Origin of the sequence: Limnohabitans sp. (assembly GCF_031539175.1) — a bacterium.
Classification (GTDB): Bacteria; Pseudomonadota; Gammaproteobacteria; order Burkholderiales; family Burkholderiaceae_C; genus Limnohabitans.
In genome coordinates this window covers 14,004-32,937 of the sequence record NZ_JAVKLQ010000009.1, presented here as the reverse complement: position 1 = coordinate 32,937, position 18,934 = coordinate 14,004, and the positions used below count along the sequence as shown (strand labels likewise).

Sequence of the window (18,934 nt, the reverse complement as noted above, 5' to 3'; positions counted from 1 at the left end):
TTGGTATCGTTCTTCTCGGCTGAGGTGCTTGTACATTGGGCAATTTCGATTTGGCGGTTAAAGCGGCCATGATGCTCTCGCATCCTCAGCCACCTATAACCAGTTCATCTTTGTTGCACTTCGTCCTTGAATCCGCCCTTACTTAACCTCTCTTTCAAAGGAAATTTCATGACTGACATGTTCAAACGTCGTTGGATGCACGTTGCTGCTTTGAGCGCTGTAGCGGCTGCGGTGCTGGTGGGCTGTGGCAAAAAAGAAGAAGCCAAGCCTGCTGAAGCGCCTGCTGCTGCGGCCAAGCCCGAGCCATTGAAAATTGCATTCGCCTATGTCGGCCCTGTGGGCGACGGCGGCTGGACGTTTGCGCACGACAACGCACGCAAGGCCTTGGAAAAAGAGTTCGGCGACAAGATCCAAACCTCGTTTGTCGAGAACGTGCCCGAGTCGGCGGATGCTGAGCGCGTGATTCGTGACATGGTCGGTCAAGGCAACAAGCTGGTGTTTGGCACCACCTTTGGCTACATGGAGCCCATGCTCAAAGTGGCGGCTGATACCCCCGATGTGAAGTTTGAGCACGCCACAGGCTACAAGCAAGCTGCCAACATGCGCACCTACGACAGCCGCACTTACGAAGGCGCATACATGGCAGGCGTGATCGCAGGCAAGATGACCAAAACCAACACCTTGGGTGTGGTGGCCTCTATCGCGATTCCTGAAGTTATCCGCAACATCAACAGCTTCACCTTGGGCGCGCAATCGAGCAACCCCAAGGTCAAGACCAAAGTGGTGTGGGTCAACGAGTGGTTCAATCCACCGAAAGAAACAGAAGCCGCCACATCGCTGATCAACGGTGGCGCTGACATCTTGTTCCAAAACACCGACTCTCCTGCCGTGTTGAAAACAGCCCAAGACAAAGGCAAGCGCGCTTTTGGTTGGGACTCTGACATGACTGCTTACGGCCCCAAAGCCCACTTGGCTTCTGCCGTGATCAACTGGACGCCTTATTACATCAACGCCACCCGTCAAGCCTTGGAAGGCAAGTGGACAGGCGGCGGTCACACCTGGTCTGGCGTGAAAGACGGCGCGATTGACATCGTGTCCATCGCTGAAGACGTGCCAGCTGACACCAAAGCCAAAGTGGAACAAGTCAAAGCAGGTTTGAAAGATGGCAGCTTCGTCATCTGGAAAGGACCATTGCTCGACAACACAGGCAAAGAAGTGTTGAAGAAGGATGAAGTCGCCGACGATAAGTTCCTGAGCGGTGTGGGCTTCTACGTCAAAGGCGTGGAAGGTAAAGTGCCTGGCGCTAAGTAAATCGTTGATACGGTTCTTTTAAAAGCCACCTTCGGGTGGCTTTTTTATTTTCAAAGATTCATCTCAGTGCGTTTGTGCACACAGTTGGTGGCTAAGCATTCGCTGGTGTGAATGTATGCACGCAGTTGATGCGAGATGCATGTTGACAGAGTTGTTTTATTTGGCTTGGAAATTGCGTTAGGTATTGCGCGTTGAACGCAACTAACTTAAGGAGTTTCCATGAAAAAAAGTTCCCTGCGCCCATTCATTATTTCAGCACTCTCTGTGGCTGCAATGAGTGCCCACGCTGATGTAAGCATCAGTGGTGTTTTTGACTTAGGCTACGCTAGCACCAAAACTCCTAGCCTGACAACCAATACGGTAGATGGCTCCTACGCGGATCTGACTCGCGTTGTTATCAAAGGCGATGTGCCTTTGAGTAACGGGATCAAAGGTATTTTCACAATTGAAACTGACTTCTTTAATCCAGGCGTTGCTGCAAAAAATACCACGACCTGGGCTAACGGTGAGGTTCAGGCTGGTTTGACTGGTGGCTTCGGCATGATTCAAGCTGGTCGTGTGAATACGGCTACGTTTTTTAACACGTTGTTTTACCAACCATATGGCACAGCAGTTGGCAGCAGTTTTGGAACTTACGCAAACAGTGTGGTTCGTTTCGACAACACTGCCAAATACACCACACCGACCTTCAATGGCTTCAAAGCGTCGCTGCTGTACTCTGCCAAAAATACGGATGGCTCAACCGCGCAAAATACTGCGGGTGTCACCGAATACGGCTTGAGTTACAACAATGGCCCTCTGTCTGTGGGTTTTGCTTCTTTGAAAAACGAAGTGGCTGGTGGCGCTACCGGCAACGCTAATGCTGCTAACGCATCATTGAGCGCGACAAAGGACTACGTTGTTAATTCTTTGGGCGCTAGCTATAACGTGGGCGGTGGCTTGAAAGTGATGGGGCTCTACGACACACAAAAAGCGGATAGCGGTGCTGTCGCAGATCGCACGCACACAGCCTTAAGCGCAGTGTATGTAAAAGGACAAAATCAGATGTCCCTCACGTTGGGTACGTATAAAGACAACAAGGCTGTGGCGGGTTCTACATCTAACACTGCCGATTACTACTCATTAGGCTACGACTACTTCTTGGACACTCAAGCCACTTCAGCCGTCTATGCCCGTTACACAGCAACTGACAACAAAACTGTTGCTGTTAGCTCTGCAGGTACATACAGCACAGTCGCTGTTGGCTATCGCTTCGGTTTCTAATTTTTAAATTGGTATAGGCCAGATAGATACTTAGAAGCATAAAAACCCATTGCTCGCAAGAGGGATGGGTTTTTTACCGTGACTTATCAATGAACAGAGGGTAGATTTAAATGAATAAAAAATCCAACCAAGCGAGCGATGCAAATTCTATTTTTAAGTGTGTCGCAATGCTGGCCTTACTCGCTTTGTGTTCTTGTGCATCCGTCCCTTCTGAAGAAGAAAAACAACAAGTTCATGTCACAGCTTTGTTATCCGACGGCGCGATTGTCAATGGTGCTAGGTGTGAATTGACCAACGATAAAGGTGCTTGGTCGGTCATGACTCCTGGGGCGGTAGATGTACTCACATCAGAATCCCCGATTCAAGTGACTTGTCAAAAAGAAGGATACAGAAAAGTAAAGGTATCGATTGGTCAGCAAGTAGACGGTCAAGTGATCGGAGATTTGGGTGGGCTTGGGAAATTAGTCATCGGGGGCGCTAAATCGTCAAGATCTCCATTTTTTAGCAATGACAGCAATGCTCCATCCCATCTATATCCCAGCGCCATCAAAGTCAGCATGACTCAACTCGAACCGAACCGTGGAAATAAGAGAACATTTGGCTTTGATGAAGCGCAGAAAAAATGTGAAGAAATTGGACTCCGTAAAGGTACAGAAAATTTCGGAATGTGTGTGATGAAGTTGATGGACTAGTCGTGAGTTGCGAGCATCAGCTCAGTCAATAAAAAAACCACCCTCAGGTGGTCTTTTTATGTTCTTTGCGAGAGAGACAGTCACTTCACCCAAGGCGTAATTTGTGGCACCGCACAAGGCCCTTCGACAGGAATCGACTCAAAGTCAGCAGGTCCCACAATTTCAAGATACTCCATATCAGGCGCGTAGTCGAACAAGTAGTGCACGATGCCGGGGCGTTGATGCACGCAGTCGCCGGCAGAGACCAGCGTCGGAGTTTCGCCGTACATAAATCTTGCCCAGCCTTTGAGCATGATGACGATCTGAAATTCAGCCACGTGGTAGTGCCAACCTGTCCCGTTGTCAGGTGGCATGTTGGCTTTGGCGATGTGTGCAATCACCTTGCCGCGTGTGGCTTTGGCGACGCCTAAGTCACGGTATAAAAAGAAGTCGCGCAAACCGCCGGGTAAGAACTGGGTGTCTTCGGGTTTGACGTGAGAGAAGTCGGTGTGACTTTCGTAAGCAATGGTTTTAGAAACGGCGGTACTCATGGTTAAAACTCCACTTCAAGTTCTTCAATATCGTCTGGCTCTGCAGTTGCGGCTGCCATCCACTCCTTCATCTCGGGCATCGACAAAATTTTCTGGCAATAGGCTGCGCACACAGGATCGAGGGCAATGCCATAGGTGATGAAGCGTGTCACCACGGGGGCGAACATGCAGTCCGCGAGTGTGGGCTTCTTGCCAAATAAAAACGGACCTTTGTAATTGGTGAGGCAATCGCGCCAGATGAAGAGCACGCGGTCAATGTCAAGTTGTGCTTTTGACCACACTTTGAATTTTTTGAAATGGCCTTTGATGTTCATGGGCAATGATGCACGCAGTGCTGAAAAGCCCGAATGCATCTCGCCACAAATGGACCGGCAATGTGCGCGGTGCACCGCGTTGGTGGGCAGCAGTGCTGCTTTTGGTGCGATCTCGTTGAGGTACTCACCCATGGCTAAGGTGTCCCACACCTTTGCTTTGCCATGTTCTAAGCAAGGTACGAGGATGGAGGGTGAGAGCAACAAAAGCTCTGCGCGTGCATCGACGTTGTCGGTTGCCACAGGTACTTCCTCGAAGGCAAGGCCTGCGAGTTTGACCATCAGCCAGCCTCGCAGTGACCAAGAGGAGTAGTTCTTGCTGCTGAGGGTGAGCGTGGTCTTGGCCATGGTGTTTGATCTTTGTGTGGTGGGTGTGACTCAAACCTTGCAAAAGATATGCCATGCGTGGCACGGCTCTTGCACCAACGATGTGAGATACACAGCACCTGCGGGTGATGAAAGAGGCCGTGATGATTTATCAGAACTACCAAGTGGTGGCAGACCTGTCCGACCCCATTCGACAATTTGCAGCGCACGCACGCGACATCAGCCTGACGTGGTTTGATGGCCAGCGCATCACACCTTTGCAGCGCATGGCGGCGTATTACGAACAGATCGCGCTGCTGGGGTTTACGCATGTGCGCCCAGAGTTCAACATTGCACCCGTGATGAACGCGACAGGTGTGGCCGTGCCAGTGCGCGAGAGCAAGGTGTACAGCACCCCGTTTTGTGACCTCATGTGTTTCAAGCGCGAAGACGCGGTGGATTTACCCAAGGTCTTGTTGGTTGCGCCGATGTCAGGCCACTTCGCCACCTTGCTGCGCGGCACGGTGCAAACCATGGTGCAAGACCACGAGGTGTACCTGACCGATTGGCGCAACATCCGTGATATTCCGATGAGCGAGGGTGTTTTTGGTTTGGATGAGTACATCGAACACATCATTTGGTTCATGCAGCACTTGGGGCCGAATACCCATTTGATGGGCGTGTGCCAGCCTACTGTGGCTTGTTTGGCTGCAACCGCCGTGATGGCGGAAGACCGCAGCGATTGCCAACCCGCCAGTTTGACGCTGATGGCTGGTCCGATTGATACACGCGTCAACCCCACACAAGTCAATGAGCTGGCCATGACCAAACCGATTGAATGGTTTGAGCAAAAACTCGTGGGCATGGTGCCTCTGCATTTCAAAGGGGTGGGGCGACGCGTGTACCCGGGCTTCATGCAGCTGATGGCGTTTTTGAACATGAACCTAGACCGTCATCGCCAGTCCTTCAAAACTTTGTATGAACATCGCGTGAATGGTGAGGACGAAAAAGCCGATTTGATTCGCGACTTCTACAAAGAGTATTTCGCCATCATGGATTTGTCGGGGCCTTTTTATTTAGAGACGGTCAAGAATGTGTTTCAAGAGCACCTTTTACCCAAGGGGCTCTTGACCTACAAAGGCCGAGCTCTGAATATGAAGGCGATCCGTAAAACCTTTTTGCTCACCGTCGAAGGCGAGCGCGATGACATTTGCGGCATGGGTCAAACCTTGGCCGCACAAGACCTGTGCAGCCTCTTGCCTGCGTACCGAAAAACGCACCATCTGCAAGCGGGTGTGGGTCACTATGGGGTGTTCAACGGCCGCCGTTGGGAAGCTCAGATCTATCCTGTTGTGCGCAACATGATCCGCTCAGCCAATTGACGTATGGGGTCGGCATTGACAGAGAAAACAATGATTTCTAGTGATGGGCTTCGCTATAAATCTAAAAAATCAGGATCCCCTTATGAAGGAATGCGTACGGGTGAAACCATGAGTTGTATGAAGTGTGGTGTGCACAAGCCTCGAGCGCTGGGTTCGTTCCGGCAATTGCTCGGCACATCTGCTTTTTTCTGTGGCGACTGTCGTGTTGTGGTGAAAAAAACCATCTGATCAAAACTTGGCACACGCCTTGCATTCGATCTTGAATACAAGATGGGATGCACAAAGATGGTGTCACAAGAGTTCACAGCAATCACGCGCAGTACAGACGCTGCGTTGAACCAAGCCGGTGATGCCGCGTGGATCACACGCGTGTCACAGACAGCGCAGGCGAACGCTGCGTTGTCGGTGGCGGACTTGGGGCCTTTGCAAGGTTTGAGCTTTGCGGTCAAAGACAACATGGATGTGTTGGGTCTCACGACCACGGCAGGTTGCCCTGCATTTGCTTATGCGGCATTTGAAAATGCCCAAGTCGTTCAGAGTCTTCTGCATGCAGGGGCTGTTTTGCAGGGCAAAACTAACCTCGATCAATTCGCATGTGGTCTGAACGGCACACGTTCTCCTTATGGTGCGGTGCCGAATGCCTTTGATGCTGCGTATGTCTCGGGCGGCTCCAGTTCAGGCTCTGTCTATGTGGTCGCCACGGGGCAGGTGGACTTTGCTTTAGGGACCGATACCGCAGGCTCTGGCCGTGTGCCCGCGGGCCTGAACAACATCGTGGGCTTGAAGCCTTCGCGTGGTTTGATTTCTGCACGGGGTGTGGTGCCTGCTGCCCAAAACGTAGATTGCGTGTCGATCTTTGCGCGTACGGTGTCTGTCGCGGCGCAAGTGTTGGGTGCCTGCATGGGCTATGACGACGCCGACCCATTTTCATGTCGTGTGGCGATGGCGTCTCAACCGCTGCCACTCAGTTTTCGATTTGGTGTACCAAATGCGTTGAACTTTTTTGGTGATGCTTTGGCTGAAGCTGCGTTTGCACAGTCGATCCAGAACTTGACGCGTTTGGGTGGACAGGCCGTCACCATCGATTACGCACCTTTGTCACAAGCGGCCAACATGCTTTACGAAAGCGCGTTGGTGAGTCAACGCTACGCCGCGATTCAAACGTTCTTTGATGCGCACGAAACAGAAGTCGTCGAACCCGTTCGCAGCATCATCGCCAAAGGCCGTCAGTACAGCGCGGCTGATTACATCCGTGCCGAGATTGAACTCAAGCGCCTCGAAAAACAAGCGGAGCGCATGTGGCAACACATCGATGTGTTGCTCGTTCCTACCGCGCCCACGCATTACACGATGGCGCAAATGCAAGCAGACCCTGTGGTGCTCAATCGCAATTTGGGGCAGTACACCAACTTCGTCAATTTGTTTGACTACGCTGCGCTGTCTGTGCCCAGCCAAATTCGCCCTGATGGGTTGCCCTTTGGCATCACCTTGATTGGACGCGCTGGCAGTGACTGGCAATTGGCTGAGCTAGGCCAGCGCTACCACCACGCCACGGACTTGCTGCAAGGTGCGACAGATGTGCCACTGCCAGCGCCTCAAGCCATTGCAGGACTGACAGCGCCAGACACAGTTCGTGTTGCTGTGGTTGGGGCGCACTTGAGTGGCATGCCTTTGAACGTTCAGTTGACGGAGCGCGGTGCACGCTTGATTGGACCTGCACACACGGAACCCGATTACCGATTCTTTGCGTTACCTAACGCTCAACCTCCTAAGCCAGGTTTGTTGCGCGTTCAAGCTGGGCAGGGCGCACCCATCGCATTAGAGATCTGGGAAATGCCCTTGGCGCACTTCGGCTCCTTCGTCGCGTTGATTCCTTCACCACTGGGCATTGGCACATTGCAACTTGCGGACGGTTCAACCGTTCAAGGTTTTCTTTGTGAGCCTCAAGCCTTGATCGGCGCCACAGACATCACAGATTTTGGCGGTTGGCGCGCGTATATCGCGAGCCTCACGTCAGCGGTCGCCTGATTTTTCATTCCCTTTTTTATCCACGTCTAGGAGCTTTCATGACTGCCAACCTCAACACCACAGACACACAAGTCACCACATCACGCCGCAAGCTGTTGCAAGCCGGTGCTGCTACAGCTGCGTTGGGCGTTTTAGGTGCGCCTGCCATTGTGAGTGCGCAAAGCACCCCGAAGATTCGCATTGGCTATTGGCCCATTGCGGCTGGTTTGCCGTTTTATGCGGCGTTGGAAAAGGGCTACTTCAAAGAAGCAGGGCTCGACGTTGAGGGTGTCAAGTTCGCTGGGGCAGCACAGATCATGGAAGCCATGTTGGCAGGTCGTTGCGATGGCAGCGCCAACGGCACCGGATCGGCCAACTTGGCCATTGGTGAATTGGCCGCGCCCGGGACCTTCAAGATCTTTGCCTCGAACCCCAGCAACGTGACGCATGTGTTGGACGAGTTTTTGGTGCCCTTGGCCAGCCCCGTCAAAACCATGGCGGAGCTCAAAGGCAAAAAAGTGGCGTCCGGCCCCGGCATTCAAAACTTGACCTTGGCCCGTACTGTTTTAGAGCGCGCGGGTGCCACAGGCGCCACGGTCATTGAGTTGCCGATCAGCCAGCACGTCGCCGCATTGGCCGCAGGGCAAGTCGATGCCGTTTACACCTTGGAGCCCACAGGCACCATTGGTCGGTTGAACAACACCACCCGCGTGTTGGAGGCTGGCGTGATTTCTAAATACATCTTGGGCGATGCGATGGCACCTTGGTTCGGGGGTTCTGCGTCATTGACGGCCGATTTCGTGAAGAAGTACCCCGTGGAGACCAAGAAGTTCGTTACAGCGTACGCCAAAGGCATTGCCTATGTGCGCAGCAACGCCACGGAGTCTCGTCAATACCTCAAGGGCTACACCGCCATTGAAGGCGCGCTGACTGCCGAGGTGCCCATGGCGGCCTACACCATGTACAACGAGTTCACCGCCAAGGACATTGCGTACTTCCAGAAGTTCTTTGACCTGTTCTCAGACAAGGGCATCTTCCCCTCGCGTCTGTTGGTCGACTCCATGCTCTACAAAGGCTAAGCCATGCACGAAGCCTCCACCGCTGTTTTCATGAACGCCGCACAAAAGGGCTTGGCGTCGCCCGTGCCAACTGTGGTTCCAACGGCCAGCCGCTGGAGTCCTTGGCGTTTGATGCCCATGCTGGGCCCCTTGGTGTTGTTCGTCATATGGGATATGGTGGTCCGCTTCAAGCTGATACCGCCTATCTTGTTGCCCTCGCCTTGGACCACGCTCAGCACCCTGTTTGTGGGCATGGCGGGTGGCAGCTTGTCCGGCGACTTTGCCTACACCTTGCTGCGCACCCTGGAGGCTTTTTTAATTGCCGCCGTGGTAGGGGTGCCTGTGGGCGTGTTGCTCGGCAGCAATGAGCGGGCTTACCGCAGCGTGGAGTTTGTGATTGATTTCTTCCGATCCACACCGTCGTCGGCATTGATCCCTTTGTTCTTGATGATCTTTGGTGTGTCTGACATCAACAAGGTGGCCATTGCCGCATTTGGTGCGCTCTTGATCGTGTTGTTCAACAGCGCTTATGGCGTGATCAATGCGCGCAAGCAACGCGTCATGGCTGCCAAAGTGATGGGGGCCACGCGTTGGCAGATCTTCAAAGATGTGCTGATTTGGGAGAGCTTGCAACCCACGTTCGTCGGCTTGCGCAGCGCGGTGTCGATGTCTTTGGTGATTGTCATCGTGGCTGAGATGTTCATTGGCTCAGAGCGCGGCTTAGGCCACCGCATCATCGACTCGCAACAGGTCATGAATGTGCGTGACATGTATGCCTCCATCTTGGCGGCGGGTGCCTTGGGCTATGTGCTGAATATTGTGTTTTTGGTGCTTGAAAAACGCATCGTGCATTGGAGCGGGAGATAAACATGAGCGTCGTCTTAAACCCCATGATCGCCCCCGATCCTGCGCCCACGCCTTTTGTGCCGGGCCCTGTGGGCACGCACATCACCATCCGCAACATGACCAAGTACTTTGCAGGCTGGCCGCTGTATGAGAACTTCAACTTAGACATTCCTAAGAACAAGATCGTCTCGGTGTTTGGCCCCAACGGTTGCGGCAAAAGCACCTTGATCAACATGATCGCGGGTTTGATTCCGATCGACAGCGGGGAGATTTTGTTTGATGGCAAGTCGTTGAGCGACACCAAAATTGGCTATGTCTTTCAAAACTACCGCGAAGCCATGTTCCCGTGGATGCGCACCATTGACAACATTGCGTATCCGCTCAAGTTGGAAGGCAAGTCCAAAGCGGAAGTGGCGCAGCGCATGGACGAGTTGGTGGCTTCGTTCGATGTGAAGTTTGACCTCAACCGCTACCCCTATGAGTTGTCCGGTGGCCAGCAACAAACAGCCTCGATCATGCGGGCCTTGGCACCCAAGCCGGAAGTGCTGTTTTTGGATGAGCCGTTTTCTGCGTTGGACTTTGAGATGACCTTGTTCATTCGCGAAAAGCTGCAAGACGTCTTCATGCAAACCGGCACCACGATGTTGCTGGTGTCGCATGACTTGGAAGAGGCCGTGTATTTGGCAGATCAAATCTTGCTGCTCACCAAACGGCCCACCCAAGTGGCAGAAATTTTGGATTACAACGATGCGCGCCCGCGCACCATCGAAACGCTGACCCAACCCAGCTTCATCGATGCCAAGAAGCTGAGCCTTGAAATCTTCCAACGTGAGGTGCGCAAATGACAGAGCAAGACACCTTGGCCTTTGTGCTCACCAACGCCAAGACCCTCGGCATTCCGTTAGAGGCTGAGCGTGCAGCGCGTGTGGCAGCCCATCTACACCGCACTGTGGCTATGGCTCAGATGCTGGAAGGTGCGCACCTCACGCCTGCCGATGAGCCTGCCGAAATCTTTTGCCCCAAGCCGCACTGACCATGGATACACAACAACTTTCCACCGAGGCCGTGGCCCAAGGCATTGCCAAGGGGCAGTTCACCGCCAGCGAGATTTTGGCGGCTTACATACAGCGCATTGAAGGAACCGATGCGCAAGTCAACGCCTTCACCACACCTTGCTTTGAACGCGCCGCGCAAGAGGCCAAAGCCATCGACCAACGCCGTGCGCGGGGCGAGACACTGCCCCCCTTGGCTGGCGTGCCTTATGCGGTGAAGAACCTGTACGACATCCAAGGCACGGTCACCTTGGCAGGGTCGACCGTGAATCAAACCGACCCACCCGCCCAGGCAGACGCCTTCTTGGTGCAGCAGATGCAAGCAGCGGGTGCCGTGTTGGTGGGGGCCTTGAACATGGACGAGTTCGCCTATGGCTTCACCACCGAGAACACGCATTACGGCCCGAGTCACAACCCGCACGACCTCTCCCGAATTGCAGGTGGCTCTTCGGGGGGCTCGGGTGCCTCGGTGGCAGCACGGCAAGTGCCGTTGTCCTTGGGGTCCGACACCAATGGGTCGATCCGTGTGCCCGCCTCGTTGTGTGGCGTGTGGGGTTTAAAGCCCACCTTTGGGCGCTTGTCACGGCGCGGCACCTACCCATTCGTGCACAGCATTGACCACCTTGGGCCGTTTGCCGACTCGCTGCAAGGATTGGCCTTGGCCTATGACGCCTTGCAAGGTGTGGATGCGCATGACCCAGGTTGCCACGCCAAGCGTGTGGAGCCCGTGTCGTCTGCCTTGCATCAAGGCTTGCATGGCTTACGCATCGGCGTTTTGGATGGGTATTTTCACGACAACGCCACAGCGCCTGCGCGTCAGGTGGTGCAAGACGCCGCACATGCGCTGGGGGTGACGCAAACGGTGGCTTGGCCTGAAGCCGCTTTGGCCCGTGCGGCAGCCTTCATCATCACGGCCAGCGAAGGTGGGCAGTTGCACCTGGATCATTTGCGCACACAGGCGGATGCGATGGAGCCTTTGTCGGTGGACCGTTTCATTGCGGGGGCTTTGCAGCCAGCCGCTTGGTATGTGCAGGCCCAACGCTTTCGACGTGTCTACCGCGATAAGGTGAATACCTTGTTTGAGCAGTGGGATGTGCTGTTGGCACCCGCTACGCCCGTTAGCGCGCCAGTGATTGGCACCGAGTGGTTGGACCTGAATGGTCAACAGTTGCCCAGCCGTGCGGCCATGGGTTTGCTCACGCAACCCATTTCATTTGCAGGCTGCCCAGTGGTGGCGGCACCGATGTGGCCCAGCGGCACCGAGGGCATGCCCATTGGCGTGCAGGTGATTGCCGCGCCTTGGCGTGAAGAGGCTGCATTTCGTGTGGCCCATGTGCTGTCGCAAAGTGGTGCAGCAGGTTTGAAAAAAGTGGGGTTTTAAATGGACATCAACTTACCCGATGTGCTCGCTGAGGTCAGCGTCGCCTTTGAGCGCTATGAGCATGCCTTGGTGCACAACGAGGTGGAGGTGTTGGATGAGCTGTTTCACAACAGCCCACACACCTTGCGCTACGGTGCGACCGAGAATTTGTATGGCTATGCGGCCATCCAAGCGTTCCGAGTCAGCAGGCCTTCACAAGGTTTGGCGCGTGAGCGCATGAACATCGTCATCACCACCTATGGTCGCGACTTTGCGACGGCCAATACAGAATTCCGTCGGCTGGGCAGCGAACGAACGGGGCGCCAAAGCCAAACTTGGGTGCGTACACCTGACGGCTGGCGCGTCGTCGCCGCCCACGTCAGCTTGTTGGCATGAGTGCCAAGCATCCGGTGCGTGACCCATCGCGCGCGGATGCGGTGTATGAGCAACTCAAACGCGACATCTCTGAATTCCGTTGGCTGCCAGGTGATCGCTTCACCGAGATGGAGGTATGCGATCGACATCAGGTGTCACGCACGCCGGTTCGGCAAGCGCTGTTTCGTTTGCGCCAAGAAGGCTTTGTGGATGTGCACTTTCGCAGCGGGTGGGAAGTCAAGCCGTTTGACTTTGACAAGTTCGACCATCTTTACGATTTGCGCATCTTGATCGAAACCACGGCGGTTTACCGCTTGTGTCATCCCGCAGCGTATGCCGTGGATGTGAGCGTGTTGGCTGAACAAGCCAGCATCTGGATGGTCGACGAGTGTGAGCGTTGCACAGACCGTGCGCGTGTCGCTGAGTGGGATGAGGCCTTTCATCTTGCCTTGGTGCAAGCCTGTGGCAACCCTGAAATGTTGCGCGTTCACCGCGAGATCAGCGAACGCATTCGCAGCGTTCGGCGTTTGGACTTCACCTTGCAAGACCGCATCCAAGCCACCTACGTGGAGCACGGTCGTATCTTGCAGGCCGTGCTGAGCCAACAAGCCCATGTTGTCAAAGATGTGCTGACCTTGCACATCCAAGCCAGTCAGTCGCAAGTGCGCAACATCACTTTGCATCAAATACACCAAGCACGACGACTGGCAGCGTCTTGACCGCCTGTTGGTTTGCACACAACTTGTGTGCATGCACGCTGAGGGTGTTCATTTTTGGTGCGCTTGCATGCAAGTCTCGCGCTTAAATTTGCACAATGATTGTTTATTTTCAGCAGAGAAGATGTGCAATTTTGAAAAAACGTTTTGAAATCAAGGCACTTTAAAAAACATCAGGAAAAAACAAACCTTGGCACGTTGCATGCAATCCATGAAGTGTTCTTTTCACATTGGAGCCCTTCATGCAATCTGTTCACAAGCAACTTCCTCGATGGCTGGTCGCCTTACCTATGGCGCTGCTGCTGCACACCGGTTTGCATGCCGAGACCGTGGCACGTTACGGCATCTCGATGGCCGATATTCCATTGACGACGGGACAACCTGATCGCGGTGCGGGGGCTTACCAATTCACGGGCCACACCTTGTATGACCCCCTTGTTGCGTGGGAGGCCAACATCGGCACCCGTCCAGGCAAGTTGGTGCCAGGCTTGGCCAGCGCTTGGAAGGTCGACGCCAAAGACAACAAGAAATGGTTGTTCACCTTGCGTAAAGGTGTGAAGTTCCATGATGGGTCTGAGCTCAAAGCTGACGCCGTGGTGTGGAACTTAGACAAAGTCTTGGCCGACAAGTCGCCCCAGTTTGACGCCAAGCAAAGTGCCCAAGTGCGCCCCCGTATTCCGTCGATTGCGTCGTATCGCGTGGTGGATGAGTACACCGTGGAGATCACTACCAAAGATGTGGATGCCCTCTTTCCGTACCAGTTGCCTTGGTTCTTGATTTCCAGTCCTGCACAGTGGGAAAAGCTTGGGCACGATTGGAGCAAGATTGCCAGCCAACCCTCTGGCACAGGCCCCTTCAAGCTCGATAAGCTGGTGCCACGCGAACGCGCAGAGTTGGTCAAGAACGTGGCCTATTGGGACAAGACCCGCATGGCCAAGACCGACCGCATCATCTTGATGCCCATCCCAGATGCCATGACCCGTGCCAACGCCTTGTTGAATGGTCAGGTCGACATCATTGAAACACCACCGCCTGATGTGTTGCCTCAGCTCAAGAGTTCGGGTTTCAAGCTGGTTCAAAACGTCACGCCGCATGTGTGGCCTTATCACTTCTCCACCTTGCCCGGCTCGCCTTGGACTGACATCCGCGTGCGCAAGGCCGCCAACTTGGCGATTGACCGTGAGGCGATTGTGAAGTTGCTCAATGGTTTGGCCACGCCCGCCAAAGGCCAACTCGACAGCACCAGCCCGTGGTTTGGCAAGCCATCGTTCAAGATCGGTTACGACGTCAAAGCTGCCAAAGCCTTGATGGCGCAAGCAGGCTACAGCCCTGCCAAACCGCTCAAAGCCAAAGTCATCATCGCGCAAGGTGGAACAGGGCAAATGTTGTCCTTGCCCATGAATGAGTTCATTCAGCAAAGCTTGGCCGAGGTGGGCATTCAGCTCGAGTTTGAAGTGGTTGAGTTGGAGAACTTGTACCTGCACTGGCGCAATGGCGCCAAGGCGGAGATGAACGCTGGCAAGGGCATCAGCGCCATCAACTTGGGTTACGTCACCGCCGATCCGTTCTATGCCATCACGCGCTTTGTGGACAGCCGTTACATCGCGCCCAACGGTGTGAACTGGGGTGGCTACAACAACCCCAAAGTGGACGGTGCAATTGACACGATTCGCAAGAATTTCGACACCAAGATTCAAGACAAGCTGCTCGCTGAAATTCACGAACGCATGGTGGACGATGCGCTCATGCTGTGGGTGGTGCATGACGTGAACCCACACGCCATGTCGCCCAAGGTGCAAGAGTTTGTGCAAGCACAACACTGGTTCCAAGACCTCACCACCATTCGCATGAAATAAATGCTGACCTACATCCTCAAGCGTCTCTTGTACGCCTTACCCATCGCTCTCAGCGTCACCGTGGTGTCGTTCATGTTGGTGTACTTGGCGCCGGGCGATCCGCTCAATGCCATTGCCCCCGCTGACGCTCCGGCTGACGTGATTGAAGCCCTCAAAAGCGCTTATGGCTTGGACCGTCCTGTGCCTGTGCAATACGGCCTTTGGCTGTGGCGCGCACTGCAGGGCGACCTGGGCACCTCCATCGCCTCTGGGCGCTCGGTGGTGACCGAAGTCTTTGGCGCTGTCGGCAACACCTTGTTGCTGGCTGGCATTGCCTCTGCATTGGGGGTGCTGGTGGGCTGCGTGCTAGGGGCGCTGGCGGGATACAAACACGGCAGCGGCATCGATCGCGCTGCCACCGTGTTGTCTGTGGTGGGGGTGAGCATTCCCCACTATTGGCTCGGTTTGGTGTTAACGATTATTTTTTCAACATGGCTGGGTTGGTTTCCGGCGATGGGTGCAGGCCCCGGGGGCTCCGCCGATTGGTCGTGGGACTGGGACCACATGCGTTACTTGGTGTTGCCTGCGGTCACCTTGTCGGTGATTCCGATGGGCATCATCACCCGCACCGTGCGCGCCTTGGTGGCGGACATGCTGGAGCAGGAGTTTGTGGTGGCCCTGCGTGCCCGAGGCTTAAGCGGCATGGCCGTGTTTCGCCATGTGGCCAAAAACACGGCACCGACGGTGTTGGCCGTGGCGGGCTTGCAAGTGGGCTACCTCATGGGTGGCTCGATCTTGGTGGAGACCGTGTTTGCGTGGCCGGGCACAGGCTTCTTGTTGAACACCGCCATTTTTCAGCGTGACATGCCTTTGTTGCAGGGAACCTTGTTGGTGTTGTGCATGTTCTTTGTGGTGTTGAATTTGTTGGTGGACATCTTGCAGCCACTGATCGATCCGCGCATGGGCCGTGGTTGAGCGTACGACATGACTTCTACAACATCTTCCATTCCTAGCCGCAGCTATTGGCATGTGGTGGCCCGCCAGTTGCGGCAAGAGCCTGTCGCCATGGCGAGCGCGGTGGTGCTTTTGCTCATCATCTGTGCCGCGGTGTTTGCGCCGTGGTTGGCACCGGCTGACCCGTTCAAAGCCAGCATGCTCAAACGCTTGTTGCCCATCGGTAGCCCTGGCTATTGGTTGGGCACCGATGAGTTGGGGCGCGACATGGTGACGCGTCTGATGTACGGCGGCCGTTTGTCCTTGCTGATGGGCGTGGTGCCCGTGTTCGCTGCGTTTTTCATGGGTACCAGCATCGGCTTGTTTGCAGGCTATGTGGGTGGGCGCGTGAACATGGTCATCATGCGTGTGTTGGATGTGTTTTACGCCTTTCCATCCGTTTTACTGGCTGTCGCCATTTCGGGCGCTTTGGGGCCTGGCATGAGCAACAGCTTGATCGCCTTGACCTTGGTGTTTGTTCCGCAGGTGGTGCGTGTGGCTGAAAGCGTGACCACCCAAGTGCGCAAGCTCGATTACATCGAGGCAGCGCGGATGAGCGGAGCGAGTTCGTTCTCCATCATTCGCGTGCATGTGCTGGGCAACGTGTTGGGGCCTGTGTTTGTGTACGCCACAGGTTTGCTGAGCGTCAGCATGATCTTGGCTTCTGGCTTGTCGTTCCTAGGTTTGGGCGTGAAGCCGCCTGAGCCCGAGTGGGGCTTGATGCTCAACACCTTGCGCTCTGCGATTTACAACAACCCGTGGATTGCCGCTTTGCCCGGCGCCTTTATTTTCATGACCTCCATTGCCTTCAACTTGTTGGCCGATGGGGTTCGCTCTGCCATGGACATTCGCCGATGATGACCACTGCTTCTTCTGTGCTTGAGGTGCAAGACCGAGGCGGTCCCGCGCAACCTTTGTTGGTGGTCAATGATTTGACCAAGCACTTTCCCGTGCGTGCTGGTATTTTTGAGCGTGAACGCAAATTTGTACATGCCGTTGACGGCGTGAGCTTCTCGGTCATGAAGGGCAAAACCTTGGGTATCGTCGGTGAGTCAGGTTGTGGCAAGTCCACCACCGCACGACTGATCGCAGGCTTGATGCCGCCTGACAGCGGCAGCATGGTGTTCGATGGTGAAGGTGTCGCCGAATATGGCGGCTTGGCATTGAAAGAATTTCGCCGTAATTTGCAAATGGTGTTTCAAGATTCATTTGCGTCACTCAACCCGCGATTGACCATCGTCGAGACCATTGCCTATGGGCCGCAAGTGCACGGCATGAACGAGAAAACGGCGATGCAAGAGGCGCGCGCCTTGTTGGCACGTGTGGGCTTAGAGCCCGATCAATTTGCATCGCGCTACCCGCATGAGTTGTCGGGTGGTCAGCGTCAGCGTGTGAACATTGCACGGGCCTTGGCCTTTCACCCGCGTTTGGTGATCTTGGACGAGGCCGTGGCTGCCTTGGATAAATCTGTGCAAGCCCAAGTGCTGAATTTGTTGCAAGAGCTCAAGGCCGAGCGGCAATTGACTTATTTGTTCATCTCGCACGATTTGCATGTGGTGCACTACATCAGCGATGAGGTGATGGTGATGTACCTCGGTCAAGTGGTGGAGCGTGGGCCTGTGGATCGCATTTACAGCCAAGCTGCACACCCCTACACCCGAGCTTTGTTGTCTGCCGTGCCGTCGATGGACCCTAGCAACCGTACCTTGCATTCGCCTCTGGTGGGTGATCCACCCAACCCGATCAACCCGCCCAGTGGTTGTCGATTTCGTGACCGATGCAACTTGGCGCAAGCCGTGTGTGCCTCTGTCATGCCCAAACTCATACCGGTGGGCGGGCATGCAGAACACATCGTGGCGTGCCACATCAACGACGCAACGTCGGGTCATACCGGTGCTGTCGCGCAGGAGGCCTTGGCATGACCAAACCTCTGGTTTCTGTTCAAAATTTGACCGTTGAGTTCACCGGTAACCGCAAAGCCAAAGCTTTGAATCAAGTCAGCTTTGACTTGGCCCAAGGCAAGGTTTTGGGCTTGTTGGGGGAGTCGGGTTCTGGCAAAAGCGTGACGTTGCGCACCTTGTTGCGCTTGCATCCCGAACGCACCACGCGCATGGGGGGCGTTATTGAGGTGGCAGGGCAGGATGTGCTGTCTTTGCAAGGACGCGCGTTGGATCAGTACCGCGGTGGTGTGGCGTCGATGGTGTTTCAAGAGCCAGGCTTGGCGTTTGATCCCGTCTACACCATCGGTCAGCAAATGGTGGAAGCCATTCGTGCCCACGATGGCGTGGACCACCGCACTGCACAACAGCAAGCGCTGCACATGCTGGAGCGGGTGCAAATCCCTCAGGCGCGCCGTCGCTTTGATGCTTACCCGCACGAGCTGTCGGGCGGCATGCGTCAACGCGCCATGATTGCACTGGCCTTGGTCTGCAAGCCGCAACTCTTGTTAGCGGATGAGCCCACCACCGCTTTGGATGCCACGGTACAGATCCAGATTTTGTTGCTCTTGCGTGAGCTGCAAAAAGAAACCGGCATGTCGGTGATTTTTGTGACGCACGACATTGGCGCTGCCGTTGAAGTGGCGGACCGGATCGCCGTGATGTACGCCGGTCGCATCGTGGAGATGGGCGATGTGGCACACGTCGTGAACCAACCGCTGCATCCGTACACCCAAGGTTTGTTGGCTTCCACGGTGAATGCCGAGAACCGCGGAAAGCCGCTACTGGCCGTGCCGGGATCGCCGCCTGATTTGTCTAATTTGCCGCGCGGTTGTAGCTTTGCGTCACGCTGCGCCTATGCCACATCCCAATGTCAAACCGAAGTGCCCCCCACAGTGGCGACTGGCGCCAGTGCTTTGGCGTGTTGGCATCCTGTGTCTTTGCCTCAAGCCATATGAG

Annotated in this window: 19 protein-coding genes; 17 read left to right on the top strand and 2 right to left on the bottom strand. The window is 54.9% G+C overall.

Annotation, left to right across the window (positions count from 1 at the left end):
* Positions 1 to 168: 168 nt before the first annotated feature.
* The 3 genes from RMS95_RS02390 (at position 169) to RMS95_RS02380 (ending at position 3,266) form a co-directional block, all read left to right on the top strand.
* Positions 169 to 1,311, top strand: a complete 1,143-nt coding sequence (locus tag RMS95_RS02390) for a BMP family ABC transporter substrate-binding protein (protein WP_310643261.1) — start codon at positions 169 to 171, stop codon at positions 1,309 to 1,311.
* Between the two features lie 219 nt (positions 1,312 to 1,530).
* Positions 1,531 to 2,574: a porin gene (locus tag RMS95_RS02385; RefSeq protein ID WP_310643260.1), complete on the top strand. Its 1,044-nt coding sequence runs from the start codon at positions 1,531 to 1,533 to the stop codon at positions 2,572 to 2,574.
* A 110-nt stretch (positions 2,575 to 2,684) separates the two neighbouring features.
* Entirely contained in the window at positions 2,685 to 3,266 is a 582-nt protein-coding gene (locus tag RMS95_RS02380; protein ID WP_310643258.1) for a hypothetical protein, read from the top strand.
* Between the two features lie 80 nt (positions 3,267 to 3,346).
* Here the strand turns inward: RMS95_RS02380 and RMS95_RS02375 are convergent, their stop codons facing one another.
* Together RMS95_RS02375 and RMS95_RS02370 are read right to left on the bottom strand one after the other, a co-directional pair.
* Complete coding sequence (locus RMS95_RS02375) at positions 3,347 to 3,796, bottom strand: cupin domain-containing protein (protein ID WP_405023349.1); 450 nt, start codon at positions 3,794 to 3,796, stop codon at positions 3,347 to 3,349.
* A gap of 2 nt (positions 3,797 to 3,798) precedes the next feature.
* Positions 3,799 to 4,455, bottom strand: coding sequence for a glutathione S-transferase family protein (locus tag RMS95_RS02370; RefSeq protein ID WP_310643256.1), 657 nt, complete (start codon positions 4,453 to 4,455; stop codon positions 3,799 to 3,801).
* A gap of 122 nt (positions 4,456 to 4,577) precedes the next feature.
* Here RMS95_RS02370 and RMS95_RS02365 point away from each other — a divergent pair, with 122 nt between their 5' ends.
* The 14 genes from RMS95_RS02365 (at position 4,578) to RMS95_RS02300 (ending at position 18,933) form a co-directional block, all read left to right on the top strand.
* Complete coding sequence (locus RMS95_RS02365; RefSeq protein ID WP_310643254.1) at positions 4,578 to 5,795, top strand: polyhydroxyalkanoate depolymerase; 1,218 nt, start codon at positions 4,578 to 4,580, stop codon at positions 5,793 to 5,795.
* 270 nt (positions 5,796 to 6,065) lie between these two features.
* A complete protein-coding gene (atzF, locus tag RMS95_RS02360) occupies positions 6,066 to 7,823 on the top strand; it encodes an allophanate hydrolase (RefSeq protein ID WP_310643252.1) in 1,758 nt (585 codons plus the stop codon).
* Between the two features lie 38 nt (positions 7,824 to 7,861).
* Positions 7,862 to 8,881: an ABC transporter substrate-binding protein gene (locus RMS95_RS02355; RefSeq protein ID WP_310643250.1), complete on the top strand. Its 1,020-nt coding sequence runs from the start codon at positions 7,862 to 7,864 to the stop codon at positions 8,879 to 8,881.
* A 3-nt stretch (positions 8,882 to 8,884) separates the two neighbouring features.
* Complete coding sequence (locus tag RMS95_RS02350) at positions 8,885 to 9,727, top strand: ABC transporter permease (RefSeq protein WP_310643248.1); 843 nt, start codon at positions 8,885 to 8,887, stop codon at positions 9,725 to 9,727.
* 2 nt (positions 9,728 to 9,729) lie between these two features.
* Positions 9,730 to 10,551 carry an ABC transporter ATP-binding protein gene (locus RMS95_RS02345; protein ID WP_310643246.1) on the top strand — a complete coding sequence of 274 codons (822 nt, stop codon included), beginning with the start codon at positions 9,730 to 9,732 and terminating at the stop codon, positions 10,549 to 10,551.
* A complete protein-coding gene (locus tag RMS95_RS02340; RefSeq protein WP_310643244.1) occupies positions 10,548 to 10,739 on the top strand; it encodes an AtzG-like protein in 192 nt (63 codons plus the stop codon). Before RMS95_RS02345 ends, RMS95_RS02340 begins: the two co-directional genes overlap by 4 nt.
* 2 nt (positions 10,740 to 10,741) lie before the next feature.
* Entirely contained in the window at positions 10,742 to 12,139 is a 1,398-nt protein-coding gene (locus RMS95_RS02335; protein WP_310643242.1) for an AtzE family amidohydrolase, read from the top strand.
* Positions 12,140 to 12,514 carry an oxalurate catabolism protein HpxZ gene (gene hpxZ / locus RMS95_RS02330; RefSeq protein WP_310643240.1) on the top strand — a complete coding sequence of 125 codons (375 nt, stop codon included), beginning with the start codon at positions 12,140 to 12,142 and terminating at the stop codon, positions 12,512 to 12,514.
* Positions 12,511 to 13,212 (top strand): GntR family transcriptional regulator, encoded by a 702-nt coding sequence (locus tag RMS95_RS02325; protein WP_310643239.1) that lies wholly within the window; start codon positions 12,511 to 12,513, stop codon positions 13,210 to 13,212. Before hpxZ ends, RMS95_RS02325 begins: the two co-directional genes overlap by 4 nt.
* Before the next feature lie 239 nt (positions 13,213 to 13,451).
* Positions 13,452 to 15,065, top strand: a complete 1,614-nt coding sequence (locus tag RMS95_RS02320; RefSeq protein WP_310643238.1) for an ABC transporter substrate-binding protein — start codon at positions 13,452 to 13,454, stop codon at positions 15,063 to 15,065.
* Positions 15,066 to 16,019, top strand: coding sequence for an ABC transporter permease (locus RMS95_RS02315; protein WP_310643236.1), 954 nt, complete (start codon positions 15,066 to 15,068; stop codon positions 16,017 to 16,019).
* 9 nt (positions 16,020 to 16,028) lie between these two features.
* A complete protein-coding gene (locus tag RMS95_RS02310; protein ID WP_310643234.1) occupies positions 16,029 to 16,895 on the top strand; it encodes an ABC transporter permease in 867 nt (288 codons plus the stop codon).
* Complete coding sequence (locus tag RMS95_RS02305; RefSeq protein WP_310643232.1) at positions 16,895 to 17,959, top strand: oligopeptide/dipeptide ABC transporter ATP-binding protein; 1,065 nt, start codon at positions 16,895 to 16,897, stop codon at positions 17,957 to 17,959. Before RMS95_RS02310 ends, RMS95_RS02305 begins: the two co-directional genes overlap by 1 nt.
* A complete protein-coding gene (locus RMS95_RS02300) occupies positions 17,956 to 18,933 on the top strand; it encodes an ABC transporter ATP-binding protein (protein ID WP_310643231.1) in 978 nt (325 codons plus the stop codon). Before RMS95_RS02305 ends, RMS95_RS02300 begins: the two co-directional genes overlap by 4 nt.
* The last annotated feature ends 1 nt before the right edge of the window (position 18,934 follow it).